Origin of the sequence: Metabacillus kandeliae, assembly GCF_021166585.1 — a bacterium.
In the GTDB taxonomy this organism is placed as follows: domain Bacteria; phylum Bacillota; class Bacilli; order Bacillales; family Bacillaceae; genus Metabacillus_B; species Metabacillus_B kandeliae.
Genome location: NZ_JAJOZE010000001.1, coordinates 62,049 through 80,753 on the forward strand (window position 1 = coordinate 62,049; position 18,705 = coordinate 80,753).

Here is an 18,705-nt window from a genome sequence, read left to right on the forward strand (position 1 = left end):
ATGAGTTATTTATTATTTAAAGGGACCAAGTTATACGGAAGCAGAACCATTTTTAAAGATTTATCTTTTTCAATGGAAAAAGGAAGGATGCTGTCACTAGTGGGTCCGTCCGGCACGGGGAAAACAACTCTCCTGCGCTGTATAGCCGGCATAGAAGGGCTTGATGAAGGAGAGCTTGTCATCAGCGGGAGCCATTTAGAGCATGTGCCAAGCCATAAAAGAGGCATTTCAATGATGTTTCAGGATGCGCTTCTGTTTCCGCATATGACCGTTTATGAAAATGCAGAATACGGGCTGAAGCTTGCAAAAGTGAACAAAAAAGAACGGCAGGAAAGAGTGCACCAATTTTTAGCCAAAACGGAAATTGAGCATTTAAAGGATCTCTATCCAGATCAGCTGTCAGGAGGAGAACAGCAGCGGGTCTCACTGGCAAGAGCTCTTATTGTCAGGCCGAAGCTGCTGCTTCTCGATGAGCCGTTTGCAAGCCTCGATCCCATTCTCAGAGGCAAGCTCCGCATTTGGGTAAAAGAGCTGCTGAAGGAGGAAGGAATTACAGCTATGCTTGTCACACATGATATCGAGGAAGCGATGGTCATGGGTGACGAGGTGGCATTGTTTGCAGAAACACGGTTTCTGCAAAAAGGGAAGCCTGCTGATTTATATTACCGTCCCGAAAATGCAGCCGCAGCCGCATTTTGCAGTGAAGGAATATATGAAGATGACACCTTTTATCATGCTGAACAGTTAATAATAGCCGGCACAAGAGAGGAAAAAGGCTGGAAGGGAATTATTAAAGGACAGGTTTTTAAATATGGATTGACGTTTTACATTGTCGAACTGGAGAATAAGCAATCCCTTACTATTTTTTCAAAGGAAGTTTTCTCTCCTGGTGATGCTGTTTCTGTTGTTTATGATGGAGGAAGTGCGGTTAAAAGAGGATGAAGGGGAAATTCAGCAAAATAATTTTCCTTGTCCTGATCGCGGCACTTATCCTGTTCGCCAATCAGCAGTTTTTAAAAATTGATCCGCAGTTATTAAAAAACCGTATTCTGTCCATTGGCATTTTTGCACCGATTGTTTATATCGTCCTTTATGCTGTACGGCCTTTCATACTCTTTCCGGCATCTCTGCTTTCGCTGGCAGGAGGGCTTGCTTTTGGCCCTGTGTTTGGAACGATTTATACCATAGCAGGAGCTGTTTTAAGTGCAGCAGCCGCATTTTTAGCGGCAAAGAAGCTTGGGGCTGAGCGGTTTCTCTCAAAAGAGAAACATGCTGATCTCCATAAAAGGCTTGAAGAGAATGGATTTTTTTATATCCTTCTGCTAAGAGTGATTCCGCTCTTTCCATTTGATCTGATCAGCTATCTTGCTGCGATTTCATCAGTCAGGCTGCTGCCCTTCCTTGCTGCAACAGCCATTGGGATCCTGCCCGGCACAATTGTTTATAACTTTCTCGGATACAGCTTAACAGCAGGCAGCAGCGTTTTATTGATTGCGATTTCTGCTTTTATTCTAGTCAGCTGCATTCCGCTGCTGTTTAAAAATAAATTAAAAGGCTGGCTGCACAGCAGCAGAGCAGAAGGGAAGAACAAAGATGCTTGATACTCATGCCCGTAAATATGTACAGCCGGCAATTGAAGGAACAGCTGATGGGCTCCTGAGATATGGGTTGACAGCTAACCAGGTAACAGTGGCCGCATTTATTATTGGAGCTGCTTCAGGGCTGTTTGCCTTTATGGAACAGCCTGCTGCAGCACTGCTCGCTCTATGGCTGTCAGGCTTTCTCGATGCTGTGGACGGAACGATGGCCCGCAAAACAAAGCCAACGCTATTCGGCACAGTGCTTGATATTACCTTTGACCGGATTGTGGAAATCAGCGTAATCATCGGTCTTGCCTTTGCTCATCCTGAAGCCCAGTGGGCCCTTCTGCTGCTTGCTTGTTCTATTATTATTTCCATGACCATTTTTCTGACTGTCGGCGCTGTCAGCGAGAAGCAGGGAATCAAGACCTTTTATTACCAGGCCGGCCTCGCAGAAAGAACAGAGGGGTTTATTCTTTTTTCGCTGATGATCCTGTTTACTGGCCAACTGACTCTTTTAACATTGCTGTTCTTTGGGGTTGAATTATTTACGGCAGGCCAGCGGCTTTTCGAAGCCTCAAAGCTATTGAAGGAAAAGGGGAGAGAAAGCAATGAAAAAATATGATGTCATCGTGATCGGCGGGGGTTCTGGCGGCCTCACTGCAGCAGCAGGGGCAGCATCATTCGGTGCAAGGACCGCGCTGATTGACCGAAATGCTCTTCTTGGCGGAGAATGCGTTTTTACAGGCTGCATTCCTTCTAAAGCATTGATTCATCAGGCAAATGAATACTGCCAGGCTAAAAAGCTGGCGGAAAAGCAGGGGCTGTCGTTAAAACTGGAGTTTGACGAGGTAAAAAAAGATGTGCAGAAAGCCATTGCAGCAGCTCAGAAAGCTGATTCTGACGAAAGGTTTAAAGAGCTTGGAGCAGATCTCTATCATGAGCAGGCTTATTTCCTTTCCCCTCATGAAATACAAGCAGGCAGTGAAGTGCTTTATGGCAAAAAAATCGTAATTGCAACAGGGTCAAGCCCAAGTGTACAAGAAATCCCCGGGCTGAAGGAAGCAGGCTTTGAGACGAATGAAACCATATTTGATCTGAATGAGCTGCCGGAAAAATTGGCTGTTATTGGCGGCGGACCAATCGGCACAGAGCTCGGCCAGGCATTTGCAAGGCTTGGAAGCGAAGTTGCCATCATCCAGCATGGAGAGCAGCTGCTTTCAAAAGAAGACCATGATATTCAGGCGTTTTTAATGAACGTGCTGAAAAAAGAAATGAAAATCCTCACAGGGAGCAAAATAGCAAAAGTCAGGAAAAACGGGAACAAGAAAATTCTGGAAATTGAACGGGAGTCAGAAATAGAAGAGCTGGAAGCGGACTGTGTGCTGCTAGCGGCAGGAAGGAAGCCGAATACCTCTTCGCTTAAGCTCGAAAACTGCGGTGTGAAATCAGATGAAATGGGCTATATTGAGGTAAATGATCATCTTCAGACGAATGTAAAGCATATTTACGCTTGCGGAGATGTAATCGGTACATTCCAATTTACACATGCTGCCGGCCAGGAAGGAAAAAAGGTTGTCCAAAATGCCCTGTTTGGACTAAAGAGCAAGATGGACTATACCGCTATCCCTTGGAATACATACACAATGCCAGAGGTATTTCATTTAGGAAAGACAGAACGGGAAGCGGCTAAAACGATGCAGGGAGTCAAAGTTTATAAAAAGCGGCTTAACGAAACAGACCGGTTTATTACCGCCGGGGAAGACGGACTGATTAAGATTATTACGGATTCCAAAAACCGAATCATCGGAGCGCATGCTGTCGGAAATGGGGCAGGAGACTGGATGCAGCCGGCTGTTCAGGCAATGGGCAGCAAAATCAGCACCCTCTCAAATATGGTTTATCCATATCCAAATCGTCCTGCTGCCATCGGACAAACGGCTGATCTTTTCTGGCGCGAAAAATTATTTACCGGCCCAGTAAAAAAACTGGCTGGCGCTTATATCAAATATATCCGCTAAACGCAAAAAACGGCTGCATCTTCAGCGAATAGCGAAGACAGCCGTTTTCTAAAAAGATTAAGCATACCGCACTTCCTCAAACTCTATGAGAGCATCTTCGTATTCCTTTAGCAGACCATCAAAAATTTGCTCCCAGGTCTGAGAAAGGGCATAGTTCCGGGCGTTAAACGACATTTTCTCCCTTAAAAGATCTTCTTTCAGGATTTTCTCAATAGCCTGAATAAAAGATTCAGCACTTCTCGGCTTGCACAGGCAGCCGGTTTGGCCTTCCTGAATAATGTTTTTAACCCCTCCGGAATCTGCTCCGATAACGGGCAAACCGCAGGCAAGCGCCTCAAGCACCACATTGCCGAATGTTTCGGTAGGCGATGGAAAAACAAATAAATCAGAACCCGCATAGAGCTTTGCCAGCTTTTGTCCGCTTAAATAACCAGCAAAGGTCATATTCTCTGGTGCCTGTTTTTCCATATCAGCTTTAGAAGGGCCATCACCGACAATAATCCAATGAACCTGATCTCTTAATGCTGGCGGAAGAGAATGAGAAATTTTCATCAGCGTTTCAATGTCTTTTTCAGGAGCCAGCCTGCCGACATATGTTAAAATAAACTTTTCTTTAATGTTATATTCTTTATGCAGATCCTGATCTTTGTAAGGATTGAATAACGAGCAGTCAACTCCGCGGCCCCATATCCGGAGGTTGGAGAATCCCTGCCTTTTCAGCTGTAAAAGGGTTTCTTTTGAAGGTACAAATATTTTTCGAAACGGTTTATGAAACCAGTGCATATACTTCCATAGGAATTTTGAGAAAAATTGCAGATCATAATAATCAAGGTATTGGTCAAAATCAGTATGATAGGAACCGACTACTGGTATATTCAGTTTTTTAGCGTAATGAAGACCGCAAAATCCGATATTAAACGGTGTAGCGATATGAATGAGATCCGGCTTGAATTTTTGAAGTTCTGCCCTTACCTGCAGCATATTCGGCCATGCAACCCTGCACTCCGGATAAAGGAAAAAAGGGAAACTGACGAAACGGTGAATATGGCTCGAAAACAAAGATTCTTTTGTGCTCTCAGGTGCAAATACCTTGTATTCGTGGCCGCGGGCGTCCAAATAATCAGTGAATCGTTTTAGCGTACGGGCGACTCCATTTACATCTGGAGCATACGTATCGGTAAATATAGCAATCTTCAACTGAATCCCTCCAGAGATTAGGTTTCGGCCAAATCTTTAATAGGGGCTTGTAGGCAAAATTTCGGTTCGGATCCTAAATAATTAGCTAAAGAAGCTGGTTTGAGGCAAACTGGCTCACAATCAGAAAGCACAGCATGCTAGTTGATGTTCCGAGCAGAAATCCTGCAAGCACGTCTGATGGATAGTGAAGACCGAGATAAATCCGCGAAAGTCCAACGCTGATGCCCAGCGGGATGAGCAAAACAGCCAGGCCAGGGAAAAACAGAAGCAGCGGAATGACAACTGAGAAAATAGCTGTTGTATGGCCTGAAGGAAATGAATGGTCTTCAAGGGGATTAGCCGGAACCTTTGTTTCGTGAAGTGTAATATAAGGACGTTTGCGCGGATACAGTTTTTTAACAATAGCGACAGGGATATGACTGAGAGCAAGGGCAAGGCCGCTTGCAATTCCTGCAGCCCTGACAGGACCTGATGTGAAAAAAATAAGAATAAGGCATACCGCTATAGTTGAAGCTGCTCCGCCGACATGAGTGACATTTCTGAAGTAAAAGTTAAGAGCCTTCCGGTCAAAATGCCGGTTCAGGCTTCGAAGCAGTCTGCATTCAAAGCTGTACATGTTTGCAATCAGTTTCGTCTTCATATATAGACGCTCCTTTTACCCTTTTCTATACATTGTAAGATAGAAATATTTAGTTAATAATAAGAGAATGTAAAGAATTTCATTCATTTGTTTTGCAATTTCTTTAAGATATTTCCAAATTGTAAATTCGCTGTCATTTATCAACGCTAATATTTTATGAAGAAGCACGCCATGATAGCATATGGATATGCTTGATTATTTAGAAATGGCCGTTTTATAGAGCTGTCCTTTTTCGATATATTCCCGGCGGATCCGTTCCATATCCTTTGTATCTTCAGGGGTCAGGCTTCTGATAACCTTTGCGGGCCTGCCGAAGGCAAGTGAATGCGGCGGAATTTTTTTCCCCTGTGGAACAAGGCTTCCGGCACCGATGAATGCTCCTTCGCCAATTTCGGCTCCATCTAGAATAATGGAACCCATTCCGATCAGGGCCTGCTTTCTGATGATGCAGCTATGCAAAATGACCTGGTGGCCAACGGTTACTTCGTCTTCTAATATTAACGGGTTATTAGGACTTTGATGCAGGCAGCATTGATCCTGTACATTGACCTTGTTTCCAATGACAGTCGGGGCGACATCCCCTCTGATCACCGTATTAAACCAAATGCTCGATTCTTCGCCAATTACAACATCTCCAGAGATGGTGACATAGTCCGCAATAAAAGCGGAATCAGCGATAACTGGGAATTTTTCTTTGTAAGGATAAATCATAATCAATTGCCCTTCCTTTCCAGGTCATGTTGGTAACATCATAACAAATATCTGAAACAGAAGGGTGAAAATACCATTTTATTAGGAAAAATAAGCAATTCGGTCAATAAATTTCAGTGCAGCAGGAGTGATGACAGTGTGGAAATGGAAGGCAGAAAATCCAAAAGGCGTAGTTGTGGCGGTGCATGGTGCAGCTGAGCACCACCGCAGATACAGATGGCTGATTGAGATGTGGAGATGTTCGGGCTATCATATCATTATGGGCGACCTGCCTGGCCAGGGCACGACAACAAGACAGCGGGGCCATATTGATTCCTTTGATGAATACATCAAAGAAGTGAACGGGTGGATTGAAGAAGCCGGGCGGTACGAGCTTCCAGTTTTTCTTCTGGGCCACAGCATGGGCGGTCTGATTGTGATCAGGTCACTGCAGGAAAAGCATCATAATTTGTCAGGTGTTATTCTTTCTTCACCTTGCCTTGGCATTGTCCATAAACCGAATCCTGCTTTAGATATACTGTCAAGAGGGCTGAACGTGCTTGCTCCTTCTTTAAGGCTTGACTCAGGTCTTTCCATTGATATTGCAACGAGAAACAAGGCCATCCGCGATGAAGACGAAAATGATTCTCTCTATGTTCGCAAAGTGTCTGTTAGATGGTACCGGGAACTAATCAAAGCAATGGAAGAAGCACATGCTAAAATAAATGATTTCCCTGACCTTCCTGTGCTCCTCATGCAGGGCGGAGATGATAAAATAGTGGATAAATCAGCAGTAAGGACCTGGTTCAATAAACTTGGGGTGCTCGAGAAATCGTATAAGGAATGGAAAGGGTTTTATCACGAAATCTTCAATGAGCCAGACAGAGAACAAGTATTCAAGATGGCAAAGCATTTTGCCGATGGGCATTTGCCAGAAAGCGAATGGAGTGAATAACGTTATGTCAGTACCGGGCCATCCGATAGGATTAATGGCAAAGGTGTACAGGGAGGTTTTTCCTGTAGTACACGAATTTCTTGGGAAATGGCGGGAAAAAGCGGAACAGATTCCTGATCCTGAGCTTCGAAGCCAGGCGGTCGCAAGCATTGATTCCAAAAGCTTTCATTGTGAAGGGGGAAGCATTCTCGCCATTCTGGCCGGAAGCCGCATGAGGGACACAATTGAATTCATTGTTGCTTACCAAACCATCAGCGATTATTTGGACAACCTTTGCGACAGAAGCACAAGCCTTGATCCGGAAGATTTCGCAATGCTTCACAAGTCGATGCCTGATGCCCTTACCTGCGGAGCTGAACTGCGCAATTACTATCAGTGCCGTAAAGAGCAAAATGACGGCGGCTATTTAAATGAACTTGTCACTGTTTGCCAAAGAAAGCTCGGAATGCTTGAAAATTATGAAATCATAAAACCCCATTTGCTTGAACTAGCCGGCTATTACTGCGATCTTCAAGTTCATAAGCATGTGATGTTTGAAGAACGGGTTCCAAGGCTTGAAAACTGGTTTGACGGCCACAGGCCTGCCTTGCCTGACATGGAGTGGTACGAATTTTCAGCATGTGCCGGATCAACTCTGGGTATTTTCTGCCTTGTCTCTTATGCCTTCCAAGCATCCATGACAGAGCACATTGCAGGACAGATCAGATCAAGCTACTTTCCATACATACAAGGACTTCATATCCTCCTTGATTACTTAATTGACCAGGAAGAGGACTTGATTGAAGGCGATTTGAATTTTTGCAGCTATTATCCTTCAAGAGAAGAAATGATCAGCAGAATGCAGCACTTTATTCAGCAGGCTGATAAAAATCTCGCGGGCATCCCTCATGAGAATTTTCACAAGCTGATCAACAGAGGTCTTCTCGGTGTCTACCTCTCAGACAGTAAAATAGCCGGACAGAGAGATTTAAATAAAATCGCAAGAAAACTCCTCCTGCAGGGAGGCTCGACATCGCTCTTTTTCTATTTGAACGGCAGGGCGTACAGGACCTTTCAAAAGTTTTCTTCTAAAAAAAGTTCTTAAAAAACTGCTCCCGCTCTAATAAGGCGGGGCAGTTTTTTTGTCCAGGAAAAAAGCCCGCGAGAACGGGCTTTTTCATACTGATTGTAAGAAGGGGGCGGCTTGCGCTTTTCTTTGTCCAGCTCCAGCCGCTAGCCCCTCGAGGTCATAAGCCGCTCATCCAGGGAAAGGAAAGGTCGCCTTTCCCCGGCTGATCGTCTTATGCTTGTCGGGGCTGAACGAGCGGCTTGCGCTTTTCTGCATTGTCCAGCTCCAGCCGCTAGCCCGATCTGAGTCGCTTCGAAAAATCCCAAAAAGTCAAAGACCAGACTTTTCGGGATTTTCCTCCAGCGCTTGTCGAGGCTGAACGAGCGGCTTGCGCTTTTCTGCTACCCAACAGATTCTATTTCAACTGATTGTACGCCCTCCAGCTTTTTGAGCAGCAGGTAGACGTCAGAGGTTTGAATTCTTTCTGCGGTAAGCAGGAGGAGTTCTACTTTCTGCACGCTATCTTCCTTTTGGTCCCTGATGCGGATGTATTTGATGCGGAGATGATTATTTTTAACGGCATCCAGGACGTTTTGGACCTTTGTGTTTTCTGTCAGCTGCAATTTAGTTTTCATTTCTTTTTGGTTAAGCTTCTTTGGTCCGAAACGCTTGATCAGCGGTGCAATCAGGTCAATGGATACAATGATTAGAATCAGGGCTGCAAGGGATTCAGCGTAGAAACCTGCGCCAATAGAAATGCCGAGTGCCGCAGCACCCCATACAATGGCAGCTGTTGTCAGTCCGCTGATGACGTCATTGCTTCTTCTTAAAATCGCACCGGCCCCTAAAAATCCGACCCCTGAAACGATTTGAGCAGCCAGGCGGAGCGGGTCCATCGGCCGTGAATATTTTTCAGATAAAGCATAGGATGCTTCTATAGAAACGACAGTTAAAAGGCAGGCTGTGACTGAGATAATGATGGTTGTTTTAATACCGAGCGGTTTTTTCTTTATCTCGCGTTCCATCCCGATAATAATTCCGACAATCAAGGATAAGAATAATTTAATAAGTGCTTGCTGATGATCCATAAATATTTCCATATGAACACCTCCATTCTTATATATAATAGGAAAAACCCGGAAGTAAGACTCCGGGCTAGCCTCTTTTTTCAATTGCAATAATAAACGGCGGATCATTACTCTGGTTAATGAATTGGTATTGCAAAACATGGGCTTTTTTTTGATCAATGCTTGCCGTGTAGTTCAGGAGTTTGCTTTTTTCTTGTTTTCCTTCTGCATGCCCATGATAAACCACAAGTACAATAATGCCTTCCGGCTTCAGCATTGGCAGCAGCGCATCTATGGCTCTGATTGTTGTTTCAGGCTTCGTAACAACTGATTTGTCGCTGCCGGGAAGATAGCCCAGATTAAATACTGCTGCGCCAATTCGCCCCTTATGTGCTTCCGGCATTACTGCCTGTATGTTTTCATGTCCGGTTAAATGCAATGTTGCGCGGTCGCTGAGACCTTCTTTATTGATGCGGTCTTTTGTTGCCTGAATGGCTGTTTCCTGTATATCAAAACTGTGAACATGACCGCTATCGCCTGCTGCTTTAGCGAGAAAAACGGTATCATGCCCGTTTCCAGCAGTAGCATCGACGGCAATGTCTCCTTCATGAATGGCCATCGCTAAAAGCTTCCGGCAAAAAGGAAGGATTCCGTCAAGCTTCATGTGCCTTCTTGCCTTCCATCCCATAAAATTTACCCTGCCAGCTGTTCCGCATCTTCATTTCTTTGTCAATGGCGTTCAGTACACTCCATTTATCAACACTCCACATCGGTCCCACCATAAGATTAATCGGGCCGTCGCCTGTAATTCGGTGAATAATCATATCAGGCGGGAGAATTTCAAGCTGGTCGCAGACAAGGCTGACATATTGATCAAATGATAAAAATTCAAGCATTCCTTTTTCATACTGTTTGACCATTGGTGTGCCTTTTAATAAATGAAGCAAATGTATTTTCATCCCTTGCACATCCAAAGCTGCTGCAGCCCGCGCTGTTTCCATCATCATCGCTTCATTTTCAAGCGGAAGCCCGTTAATAATATGAGTGCAGACCCTGATATTGTGCTTTCGCAGCTTCTTGACGCCTTCTTTGTAGCATTCAAAATCATGGGCTCTGTTAATAATATTGGCTGTTTTTTCATGAACAGTCTGAAGGCCAAGCTCTACCCATAAATAGGTTCGTTCGTTCAGTTCAGCAAGATATTCCACTACGTCATCAGGAAGGCAGTCAGGTCTCGTGGCGATGGAAAGACCTACAACTCCATCAAGCCCAAGAACTGTTTCGTATTTTTCCTTCAGTACCTCCACTGGAGCATGGGTGTTGGTAAAGGCCTGAAAATAAGCCATATACTTGCCATTTTTCCATTTATCATGCATTTTAGAGCTGATTTTTTGAAATTGGGTCACAAGGTCTTCTGCTCTGTTGCCGGCAAAATCTCCTGAGCCGGCTGCACTGCAAAAGGTGCAGCCGCCAAAAGCTTGAGTACCGTCCCGATTAGGACAGTCAAAACCGCCATCTAATGCAACTTTAAACACTTTATGTCCAAAAATCTGCCGCAGATGATAGTTCCATGTATGATATCTTTTATCATCACTGGCATACATAAAAGGATTATGCTGATTCATCAGGTACCTCCCCTGAGAAGAAAAGTTCATCAGGACATATTACCACAAACTGATACAAAAAACAAGGCGCCTGCCAATTATTGAAACGTTTATTTGCAGCGGATTACCGCAAACTAATGAGGAAGCTTTCTATAGGGAGCTGCATCGAGAAGGGGAGGCTTTTCGGATGGCAACAAGACAATCTGTAACAGATCACTTGAACATGTGCTCAGAAACGCTGTCTTATGCACAGGGGCAATACCATAACGGCCGCATGCAGGAGCACTACAACGATACAGAATACACAAAGGCACAGCAGATGCTGGAGGATGCCGTAAATGATAGTAACAAATTGTCATTAAGTGCAAATGACCAGCAGAAAGAAGAGCTTTACCGCATGAGACTTCAGCTTCAAGAGCTTCAAAACGAAATGATTCTTCAGCGCCATTAGGGGGAAGCCATATGAAAAAGAGATCAAAGCAAAACAATCCAGAACAAAAAACAAAAAATGGCAGCAAGCATGATTTTGAATTTGGAAAAGAAGCCTCAGCTTTAGAAAACGTTAAAGTCAAAAATTCTAAAAAAAGCCAGCCGGTCAAATCCAAGCAGCATCAGGAATAAATGATAGAGCCTCCAGGTTTTTCTTTCAGCGCGTACGGGAAAGAGAACACTGGAGGCGATTAATATGGACATGAGAACCTATGTTGTGCAATATACCGACAAGGATACACTTGAAAGAGTCTTTACAGGGCCTGTATTTCCTACAGAAGAGCAGGCTTACGAAAAACAGACTGAGCTTGAAGAAAAAGGCCATTTAGACGTAGTCTTCACGAGTGAAAATGACATCCTGGAAGACAGGGAATAGAGCTTTAGAGTGGCAGCCTGCGGGCTGTTTTTTTTCTTGGTTAAAAGAGTGCCGGTTTTAGGGTTCGCCGATATAATCAGCAGTTCGCCGATATATTGAAAAGAGTGCTCGATATCCTGGAAGAATCCGCCGATAAAAAGAGGACAACCGCTGATTTTTGTTCCAGAATACAGCTATAAATAAATCAACCCCAAACCGGCCCTTAGTTAATAAAAGGGCCGGTATTTTCATTTTCTTGTTAAATTTTTCTGGAAAAACAAGTTGACTTTTTATCAATCACTATTTATTGTATTAAGTGTACTACACTAATTAATACACTAATTAATACACTAATTAATACACTAATTAATACACACAGAAATAGGAAGCACCAGAACCGTCCCCATGCTTCCTACAATTCAACCCATATGGAGAAAGAAGGGAGATCGATGGTCATAATTGATCCTCGAAGCTCAACCCCTATCTATGAACAAGTTATTCAGCAGATGAAAGAACTCTGCTTAAGAGGGGTGCTGAAGCCGGGTGACAAGCTGCCTTCTGTCAGGGAGCTTTCCACCATCATTGTGGCAAACCCGAATACAGTGGCGAAAGCTTATAAGGAACTTGAAAGAGAAGGGATTATCGAGACGCTGCGCGGAAGAGGGACCTTTGTTTCCGAGACAGCAACAATAAAACTTGATGAGGGGAAGATCAGCATGCTGAAGGATCAGCTGAAAACACTGATAGTTGATGCGGTATACGCAGGAATAGATGTTGATGACATCCATGAATGGATTGAAGATATCAAGAAGGAAGTTGGGGGGGAGAAAGATGCTTGAAGTTAAAAATATAACAAAGAAACTGGACAATGAGCTTGTGCTTGATTCTGTTTCTTTCACGCTCAATCAAGGTGAAATTTTTGGGCTGCTGGGCAGAAATGGCTCTGGAAAAACAACCCTTCTCCGCATCATCCAGCAAATTCTTCTTCCCGATGAAGGGGATGTACTGTTTGAGAATGTTTCCATTCACATGCACCCGCTTGTGAAAAGGAAAATTTTCTATATGCCTGTACAAAACCTTTATTATGAGCGGTTCTCCTACATGGACTTAGTAAAGCTTTATAAAAGAATTTACCCCGATTTTGACGAAGAGTATGCGGGAAAATTAATGGACCGCTACAGTCTTTCAAAAACAAAAAAATACCGGGAGCTGTCTACAGGTTTGAAAAAACAGCTTTCCCTTGTAATGGCCTTCGCTTCAAGGCCGGCTGTTATCCTTTTGGATGAGCCGACTGATGGTGTTGATGCTGTTACGCGGCATGATCTTTTGGAGCTGATGATCAGAGAGGTTGCTGACCGGAATACAGCCATACTGATTACCTCGCACAGGCTGGAGGATCTGGAGAGAATTTGCAGCAGAATTGGATTCCTTGAAGACAGCCGTCTGACTGGCATGACAGAATTAGATGACCTAAAAGGAGATTTTACAAAAATACAATTCGCTATTGAAGAAAATGTCCTGTCTCTTTTGGAAGAAAGAAATATTCCGGTATTGAGCCAAACGGGAGTTTTTTATACGATTTTACTTCCAAAAAATGATGTAAAAAGCAGAAACTGGCTGAAAAACCTTCATCCAAATATATGGAATGAGATGCCAATCAGCCTTGAGGAAGTCTTTATTGCGAAATTTGGAGGGAAACGACAATGGCAGGAACAGGATTGATTTATAAAGAGTGGCAGCAGTCAAAGCTTGCCTATGTACTCCTTTGGCTGTTTGTCTCTTTGCAGGTGCCGCTCTTAATATGGTCAGCGTACTCCAATTATCTGGAAACCTTAAAGCACAACAAGCACGCTGTGTTTCAATTAGATTTCGAGAACCATTTATCACTTGGATTTACTATTTTATTTCCCTTCTTTCTTGCTCTATCTCAGCTTGGTTTAGAGAGAAGCAGAGGAACAATGGATTTTACCCTTGCTCTTCCTTTTTCAAGAAGAAGGCTATTTCTTACAAAGTGGATTTCCGGCATTGCAAGCTTGCTCGGATCCGTCTTGATTTCCTATTTGATTGCAGCTGCCGCTCTTCAGGCAACACATGCTGTTGTTACAGGGATAAACCATCATTATTTGTTGTATGCAGCCTCTCTGTTGATGTTTTACTCCCTTTTCTTTGCAGCCGGCTGTCTGACAGGCACCGCCTTTGCACAAGGATTGGTTGCTTTTAGCACGGCCATTTTTCCGGTACTTGCTTATCTCTTAATTCTATCAAATTTAAACGTATTCCATATTTATCCTGATAACGGACCCTGGAATCACATGAACACCTTTTCACCGCTCAGTTATACATCTTTGGCGAGATCAGGACAGTTAAATATTTGGGTTCCCGTTTCTTATGCCATCATTTTTTCGATTATTGCTTATTTCTGCTTCCAAAAGCAGCCTGCAGAGCGGAATGGCAGCTTCTTTCTTTGGAAGCAGCTGAATGCACCAGTGCAGGCGATTGTCGTTTTACTTGGCGTCCTCGGCTTTGGAGCAGCAGGCCATGGTTTTTCATCTGGAAGCATTGTTGGCTACGTCCTCGGACTGATTATAGGTGCAGCCGCAGGCTTTGCCGTCAGCTACTTTATCATTTACCGGAAATATAAATTAGGATAGGAGGTTCTGGGATGATCAGTGTTAAGAACCTTTCTCATTCTTTCTATATTGGGAAGAAAGGGAAAGAAAAAGAAATCCCCGTTTTAAAGAACATATCATTAACCATTGAAAAGGGTGAGATGGCGTCGATTTTAGGGCGCAGCGGTTCGGGAAAATCTACCTTGCTGAATCTGATTTCAGGCTACATGAAGCCGGATTCAGGAACTCTGCATATTGCAGGGAAAGATGTTACCTCTAACAGCGAATCTGAATGGGCGGCATTCCGGCTGCAGCATATGGGCTTTATCTTTCAGAGCTTTCAGCTTATTCCAGGGCTGACTGCGAGCGAAAATATCGAACTGCCGCTCACCTTAAAGGGATTGGCAGAGCCTGAAAGAAAAGAGCAGGTAAGAGAAATGCTCAGCAGAATCGGGCTTGAACAACATGGAGGCCATTATCCAAGCGAGCTTTCGGGGGGGCAGCAGCAGCGTGTCAGCATCGGAAGGGCACTTATTTCTAAGCCTGACATGATCCTCGCAGATGAACCCACAGGGAGCCTTGATACAGAAACTGAGCAGGAAATTCTTCAGCTTATGAAAGAATTAAACCGGGAGCAGCAGATTACCTTCTTCATTATTACCCATGATGAAGAAGTAGCAAAAATCAGCACAAAACAATACCGCCTGACAGATGGCATGCTGGAAAGAGAAGGTGCTTCTGTTGAAATTTAAAGATCAGGTTATTCATATACGAAGAAACATGAAGAAAAACAGGCTGCGTCTGTTTATGACAGTGCTCGCCACCGCAATGGGCTGCGCTTTCCTTATTGTTCTCGCCTCCATTGGTTTCGGCTTTCAAAAATCAGCTGAAGATGAGATTGCTAAACAGATGGTTTTAACACAGGCAAATATTATGGGAAAACAGGTCAATGGCAAAGAGCAGGAAATTGGACCTGAGGATCTGAAGGAGATGGAAAGCATTGACGGCGTCAAAGCTGTGGTTCATAGACTGCCGGTTAGCGGAGAGCTGTCGATGGAGGGGCGGAAAAGCATTGAAGTCCAGCCGTATTTGACAGATTTAAAAGAAGAACAAAAATCAGATCTTCAGCTGGAAGCAGGAAGACTTCCAAAGGCAGAAAACGAAGTACTGGCAGGCTATCATTTAGCTGGAACACTGCTAACGGCTGAAGAAAGAAAACAGTTTGAAAAAAACATGAATGGCGAGGACGTAGCGCTTCCGAAAGGCTTTTCAGAAAGCTTGATTGGAAAAACCGTTTCCTTGAACGTGCAAGGAAAAGGAAAACAGGAAACAGAATCTCAAGACTTTAAGATTGTGGGAATCGTGAAAAAACCATCGCTTGAATATGCCAGAGATACAACTCTATTAATCAGTGAAGCTTATAAAGAAAAATTAGAAGGAATAACAGGCAGTAAATACTCACACTATGATCCGCTGCGCGCTTATGCCGTTTCCATCGATAAAGTGGAGAATATCTCCAATGCCCTGAAAGAGAAAGGGTACCTTGTTGACTCTGTGTCAGAGAGAATAAAAGGGATGAGCGTCTTTTTTAACGCGCTTAAAATTGGATTGATTTTTGTCGGAGCGGTTGCCGTTCTGATCGCATCGATTGGGATTTTCAATACTATGACAATGGCTGTATCCGAAAGAACCCAGGAAATCGGCATTATGAAAGCGGTCGGTGCGCAGCCTGCAGTGATTAAAAGGCTGTTTTTGCTGGAAAGTGCCTGGATCGGCGTGATTGGCTCTGTTATCGGCATTCTCGTCTCCTATCTCATCAGCATCGCTGCGAACACAGTAATCCCGATGATCCTATCCTCCACAGCTGGAGGCGGACGGTTTGATATGACCTTCTCCTACATTCCGCCGAGCTTAGTCGCTATCTCTGCTGCCATCAGCATCGGCGTAGCCATTTTATCAGGACTCAGGCCTGCCGCAAAAGCAACGAGAATTAGTGTGCTGTCAGCACTTAGAAGAGAAGCATAGCGGCTATTCCCGGCAATGCCATAAACAGTAAAAGACATGTTCAGCTGAAAGTAAAAGCAGTCTGAAAACATAGAAAGATTACAAAGTAAAAACAATGAAAAAATAGATGTAAATCTATTGAAAAATAAAGAAAAACGGCATACAATCACAATTGGAATTGAAGTTAATACGCGGAGGCGCAGAGCGCTTTCGTCTTTTTTATGGTCTTTTTTATTCAATACTTAGTCAGCCTGATTCTTTAGAATGTCCAGCTCCAGCTGCTGGCCTAAGCTGAAGACATTATAGCAGCGAACCAGGTAAATGAGGAGGTTTTAAGATGCCGCGTTCTTTATGGCTTCTTGTGATCGGCACAATAATCAATGTAACTGCTTCTTCCTTTCTTTGGCCTTTAAATACAATTTATATCCATGATGAGCTTGGCAAATCGCTGACAACAGCGGGATTTGTCCTTATGCTGAATGCCGGTGCCAGCGTTGCCGGCAACCTGTTCGGCGGTGTGCTGTTTGATAAAATCGGAGGGTACAAATCGATTCTCTTCGGCATCGTCATTACAATGCTTCCACTGGTCTGCTTAATTGTTAATCATTCATGGATGGTGTATGTCATTGCCCTGATTGTCATCGGGTTTGGAACAGGTGTGGTCTTCCCTGCAACCTATGCGATGGCTGGAAGCGTCTGGCCTGAAGGCGGACGGAAAGCCTTTAATGCTGTGTATGTGGCCCAAAATTTCGGTGTGGCACTGGGTTCAGCTCTCGGCGGGCTTGTGGCATCCTATTCATTTGAATGGATTTTTCTTGCCAATGGCTTATTGTATGCCGTTTTCTTTTTGGTTGTTTTTTTCGGCTTCCGGAATATCGGGGTGCAGACAATCAATCCTGCTTCGGTTATTCAGAGAAGCAAGATGGAGAAGAACAAGAGCAAGCTGCTCGCTCTAACCTTTATTGCTGCCGGCTATCTTTTGTGCTGGATCGCTTACGTACAGTGGCAGTCCACCATTGCGGCCTATACGCAAAAGGTTCATATTTCACTTACCCAGTACAGCCTTCTTTGGACGATTAACGGAGCGCTGATAGTCCTTGCCCAGCCGCTTGTTTCATGGTTTGTCAAGCATGCGGCCAAATCGCTTAAAAAGCAGATGATCATCGGAATTGCCATTTTCATGGTTTCGTTCGGTGCTGCTGCAGCTGCAGAGGATTTTAGAGGCTTTTTCATTGCCATGGTGATTTTAACAATTGGGGAAATGTTTGTCTGGCCTGCTGTGCCAACCATTGCCAATGATTTGGCTCCAAAAGGAAGAGAAGGCTTTTATCAAGGCTTTATCAACAGCACGGCAACAGGCGGAAGGATGATTGGGCCGCTTCTCGGAGGCGCACTCGCCGATGCCTTCAGCATGCCGGTTCTTTTCGGTGTTCTGCTTGGACTTTTGATTGCCGGAATGGTCTTTACTATCGTTTATGACAGACCTCTGAAAGCCGAGGAAAAAGAAAAAAAGGTCGCTGTCAGCTCTTGATGGCAGAAGGAAAAGGCACGCGCGCTGCGTGCCTTTTTCTATTAAAGAAGAACACGTATTCTGTCAAAAAAGCAAAAATAATGAATTATTTGTTCGAAAATAATTTATATTCAAATGTATCCCTTGAAATAATAGGCTTAATGGCGTAATTGCTTACTCTCTTAAATATAGCAAAATAGTTAAATTGAATTATTTGGAATATTGAAAAAAATAATCCTTATTGTTCACGCTAGCGAATGGGCTGTTCGCATATAATGAAAGCAAGCAAACAAGCTTTCCTATTCCCGCTTTGCCCCTTAAGAATGCTGACAAAAAAACAGTTATTCATTCGGCTTAGAAAAGGGTGGTGTTATGCTACAAGCCGTTTTAGCTGCTGCATGTATCGGGGGAATAATGGGGCTTTTGGGACACATTAAACGCAAAGGAAGACTGGAAAAGCCCAGAATGACCAAACGCTTTGTTTACCTTGGTTTTTGGGAAGATATTTTTGTTGGGATCGCAGCGTCCATCCTGCTGGTTCTATCTTCAGAGCCGCAATCCTCACTTCAGCTTGTGATTCTGTCAATAGTGGCCGGCTACAGCGGAGATGCCGTACTCAAAAGCTTTGATTTTGTCAGGCAAAAGGAAGAAACAGAGCCGCCTCCAGAACATCACAAAAAACATTCGCCCCATTCATGATCATTTCTTTTTTAACTGCCTCCAATTTTGCTTATTCCCTTATGAAATCAGATCAGCTTGCATCCAAAGAGAAAATTCATTACAATAAAAAGCAGAATAGTATACTTGTGAACGGTGAAAAGGATTAGTAATGAATCAATCTGTGTCTAGAGAGCTGGCGGCAGGTGCAAGCCAGCCACAGAAATTCATGAACTCGCCTTGGAGTTGCAAATGGGAAAGCCGATGTGCTGTAGTATT

At 44.0% G+C, this 18,705-nt stretch carries 22 protein-coding genes and 1 other annotated feature (1 of these 23 cut by a window edge); of the genes, 16 read left to right on the top strand and 6 right to left on the bottom strand.

What is annotated here, in order from left to right; translation table 11 throughout:
- From LRR81_RS00325 to LRR81_RS00340, 4 genes are read left to right on the top strand one after another with little or no spacing between them, the layout of a single operon-like run.
- Positions 1–942 (top strand): ABC transporter ATP-binding protein, encoded by a 942-nt coding sequence (locus LRR81_RS00325; RefSeq protein ID WP_231787309.1) that lies wholly within the window; start codon positions 1–3, stop codon positions 940–942.
- Positions 939–1,601, top strand: a complete 663-nt coding sequence (locus tag LRR81_RS00330) for a TVP38/TMEM64 family protein (protein WP_231787310.1) — start codon at positions 939–941, stop codon at positions 1,599–1,601. The genes LRR81_RS00325 and LRR81_RS00330 overlap by 4 nt, the downstream gene beginning before the upstream one ends.
- Entirely contained in the window at positions 1,594–2,205 is a 612-nt protein-coding gene (locus LRR81_RS00335; RefSeq protein ID WP_231787311.1) for a CDP-alcohol phosphatidyltransferase family protein, read from the top strand. Before LRR81_RS00330 ends, LRR81_RS00335 begins: the two co-directional genes overlap by 8 nt.
- Positions 2,192–3,601, top strand: coding sequence for a dihydrolipoyl dehydrogenase family protein (locus tag LRR81_RS00340; RefSeq protein WP_231787312.1), 1,410 nt, complete (start codon positions 2,192–2,194; stop codon positions 3,599–3,601). The genes LRR81_RS00335 and LRR81_RS00340 overlap by 14 nt, the downstream gene beginning before the upstream one ends.
- Before the next feature lie 57 nt (positions 3,602–3,658).
- Here the strand turns inward: LRR81_RS00340 and LRR81_RS00345 are convergent, their stop codons facing one another.
- The 3 genes from LRR81_RS00345 to LRR81_RS00355 all read right to left on the bottom strand — a co-directional run bounded on the left by LRR81_RS00345 (position 3,659) and on the right by LRR81_RS00355 (position 6,149).
- Complete coding sequence (locus tag LRR81_RS00345) at positions 3,659–4,798, bottom strand: glycosyltransferase family 4 protein (protein WP_231787313.1); 1,140 nt, start codon at positions 4,796–4,798, stop codon at positions 3,659–3,661.
- An 85-nt stretch (positions 4,799–4,883) separates the two neighbouring features.
- Positions 4,884–5,438 (bottom strand): phosphatase PAP2 family protein, encoded by a 555-nt coding sequence (locus LRR81_RS00350; RefSeq protein ID WP_231787314.1) that lies wholly within the window; start codon positions 5,436–5,438, stop codon positions 4,884–4,886.
- A 195-nt stretch (positions 5,439–5,633) separates the two neighbouring features.
- Positions 5,634–6,149, bottom strand: a complete 516-nt coding sequence (locus LRR81_RS00355) for a gamma carbonic anhydrase (RefSeq protein ID WP_231788568.1) — start codon at positions 6,147–6,149, stop codon at positions 5,634–5,636.
- A gap of 136 nt (positions 6,150–6,285) precedes the next feature.
- Here LRR81_RS00355 and LRR81_RS00360 point away from each other — a divergent pair, with 136 nt between their 5' ends.
- Together LRR81_RS00360 and LRR81_RS00365 are read left to right on the top strand one after the other, a co-directional pair.
- Complete coding sequence (locus LRR81_RS00360) at positions 6,286–7,083, top strand: alpha/beta hydrolase (protein WP_231787315.1); 798 nt, start codon at positions 6,286–6,288, stop codon at positions 7,081–7,083.
- Between the two features lie 4 nt (positions 7,084–7,087).
- Positions 7,088–8,167 (top strand): tetraprenyl-beta-curcumene synthase family protein, encoded by a 1,080-nt coding sequence (locus LRR81_RS00365; protein WP_231788569.1) that lies wholly within the window; start codon positions 7,088–7,090, stop codon positions 8,165–8,167.
- A 365-nt stretch (positions 8,168–8,532) separates the two neighbouring features.
- Here the strand turns inward: LRR81_RS00365 and LRR81_RS00370 are convergent, their stop codons facing one another.
- Genes LRR81_RS00370 through LRR81_RS00380 form a run of 3 tightly spaced genes read right to left on the bottom strand, consistent with a single transcriptional unit; the run spans position 8,533 to position 10,823 of the window.
- Positions 8,533–9,231 (bottom strand): MgtC/SapB family protein, encoded by a 699-nt coding sequence (locus tag LRR81_RS00370; protein WP_231787316.1) that lies wholly within the window; start codon positions 9,229–9,231, stop codon positions 8,533–8,535.
- Between the two features lie 55 nt (positions 9,232–9,286).
- Entirely contained in the window at positions 9,287–9,862 is a 576-nt protein-coding gene (locus LRR81_RS00375; protein WP_231788570.1) for a tRNA (mnm(5)s(2)U34)-methyltransferase, read from the bottom strand.
- Positions 9,852–10,823: a TIGR01212 family radical SAM protein gene (locus LRR81_RS00380; protein ID WP_231787317.1), complete on the bottom strand. Its 972-nt coding sequence runs from the start codon at positions 10,821–10,823 to the stop codon at positions 9,852–9,854. Before LRR81_RS00380 ends, LRR81_RS00375 begins: the two co-directional genes overlap by 11 nt.
- A 166-nt stretch (positions 10,824–10,989) precedes the next feature.
- Here LRR81_RS00380 and LRR81_RS00385 point away from each other — a divergent pair, with 166 nt between their 5' ends.
- The 10 genes from LRR81_RS00385 to LRR81_RS00430 all read left to right on the top strand — a co-directional run bounded on the left by LRR81_RS00385 (position 10,990) and on the right by LRR81_RS00430 (position 18,468).
- Complete coding sequence (locus LRR81_RS00385; protein ID WP_231787318.1) at positions 10,990–11,253, top strand: YtzC family protein; 264 nt, start codon at positions 10,990–10,992, stop codon at positions 11,251–11,253.
- A gap of 11 nt (positions 11,254–11,264) precedes the next feature.
- Entirely contained in the window at positions 11,265–11,423 is a 159-nt protein-coding gene (locus LRR81_RS00390; RefSeq protein WP_231787319.1) for a glycogen biosynthesis protein GlgD, read from the top strand.
- A 64-nt stretch (positions 11,424–11,487) separates the two neighbouring features.
- Positions 11,488–11,667, top strand: coding sequence for a hypothetical protein (locus LRR81_RS00395; RefSeq protein WP_231787320.1), 180 nt, complete (start codon positions 11,488–11,490; stop codon positions 11,665–11,667).
- Positions 11,668–12,095: 428 nt separating this feature from the next.
- Positions 12,096–12,485: a GntR family transcriptional regulator gene (locus LRR81_RS00400; RefSeq protein ID WP_231787321.1), complete on the top strand. Its 390-nt coding sequence runs from the start codon at positions 12,096–12,098 to the stop codon at positions 12,483–12,485.
- The gene (locus tag LRR81_RS00405) at positions 12,478–13,368 is read left to right on the top strand and encodes an ABC transporter ATP-binding protein (RefSeq protein WP_231787322.1); all 891 of its coding nucleotides are present in this window, start codon (positions 12,478–12,480) and stop codon (positions 13,366–13,368) included. The genes LRR81_RS00400 and LRR81_RS00405 overlap by 8 nt, the downstream gene beginning before the upstream one ends.
- A complete protein-coding gene (locus LRR81_RS00410) occupies positions 13,350–14,297 on the top strand; it encodes an ABC transporter permease (RefSeq protein WP_231787323.1) in 948 nt (315 codons plus the stop codon). Before LRR81_RS00405 ends, LRR81_RS00410 begins: the two co-directional genes overlap by 19 nt.
- 11 nt (positions 14,298–14,308) lie before the next feature.
- The gene (locus tag LRR81_RS00415; protein WP_231787324.1) at positions 14,309–15,007 is read left to right on the top strand and encodes an ABC transporter ATP-binding protein; all 699 of its coding nucleotides are present in this window, start codon (positions 14,309–14,311) and stop codon (positions 15,005–15,007) included.
- Entirely contained in the window at positions 14,988–16,280 is a 1,293-nt protein-coding gene (locus LRR81_RS00420) for an ABC transporter permease (protein ID WP_408631570.1), read from the top strand. The genes LRR81_RS00415 and LRR81_RS00420 overlap by 20 nt, the downstream gene beginning before the upstream one ends.
- Positions 16,281–16,596: 316 nt before the next feature.
- Entirely contained in the window at positions 16,597–17,790 is a 1,194-nt protein-coding gene (locus tag LRR81_RS00425; RefSeq protein ID WP_231787326.1) for an MDR family MFS transporter, read from the top strand.
- Positions 17,791–18,141: 351 nt separating this feature from the next.
- Positions 18,142–18,468, top strand: a complete 327-nt coding sequence (locus LRR81_RS00430; RefSeq protein WP_231787327.1) for a DUF4257 domain-containing protein — start codon at positions 18,142–18,144, stop codon at positions 18,466–18,468.
- 105 nt (positions 18,469–18,573) lie between these two features.
- Positions 18,574–18,705: a binding site (T-box leader), on the top strand (it continues 88 nt past the right edge of the window).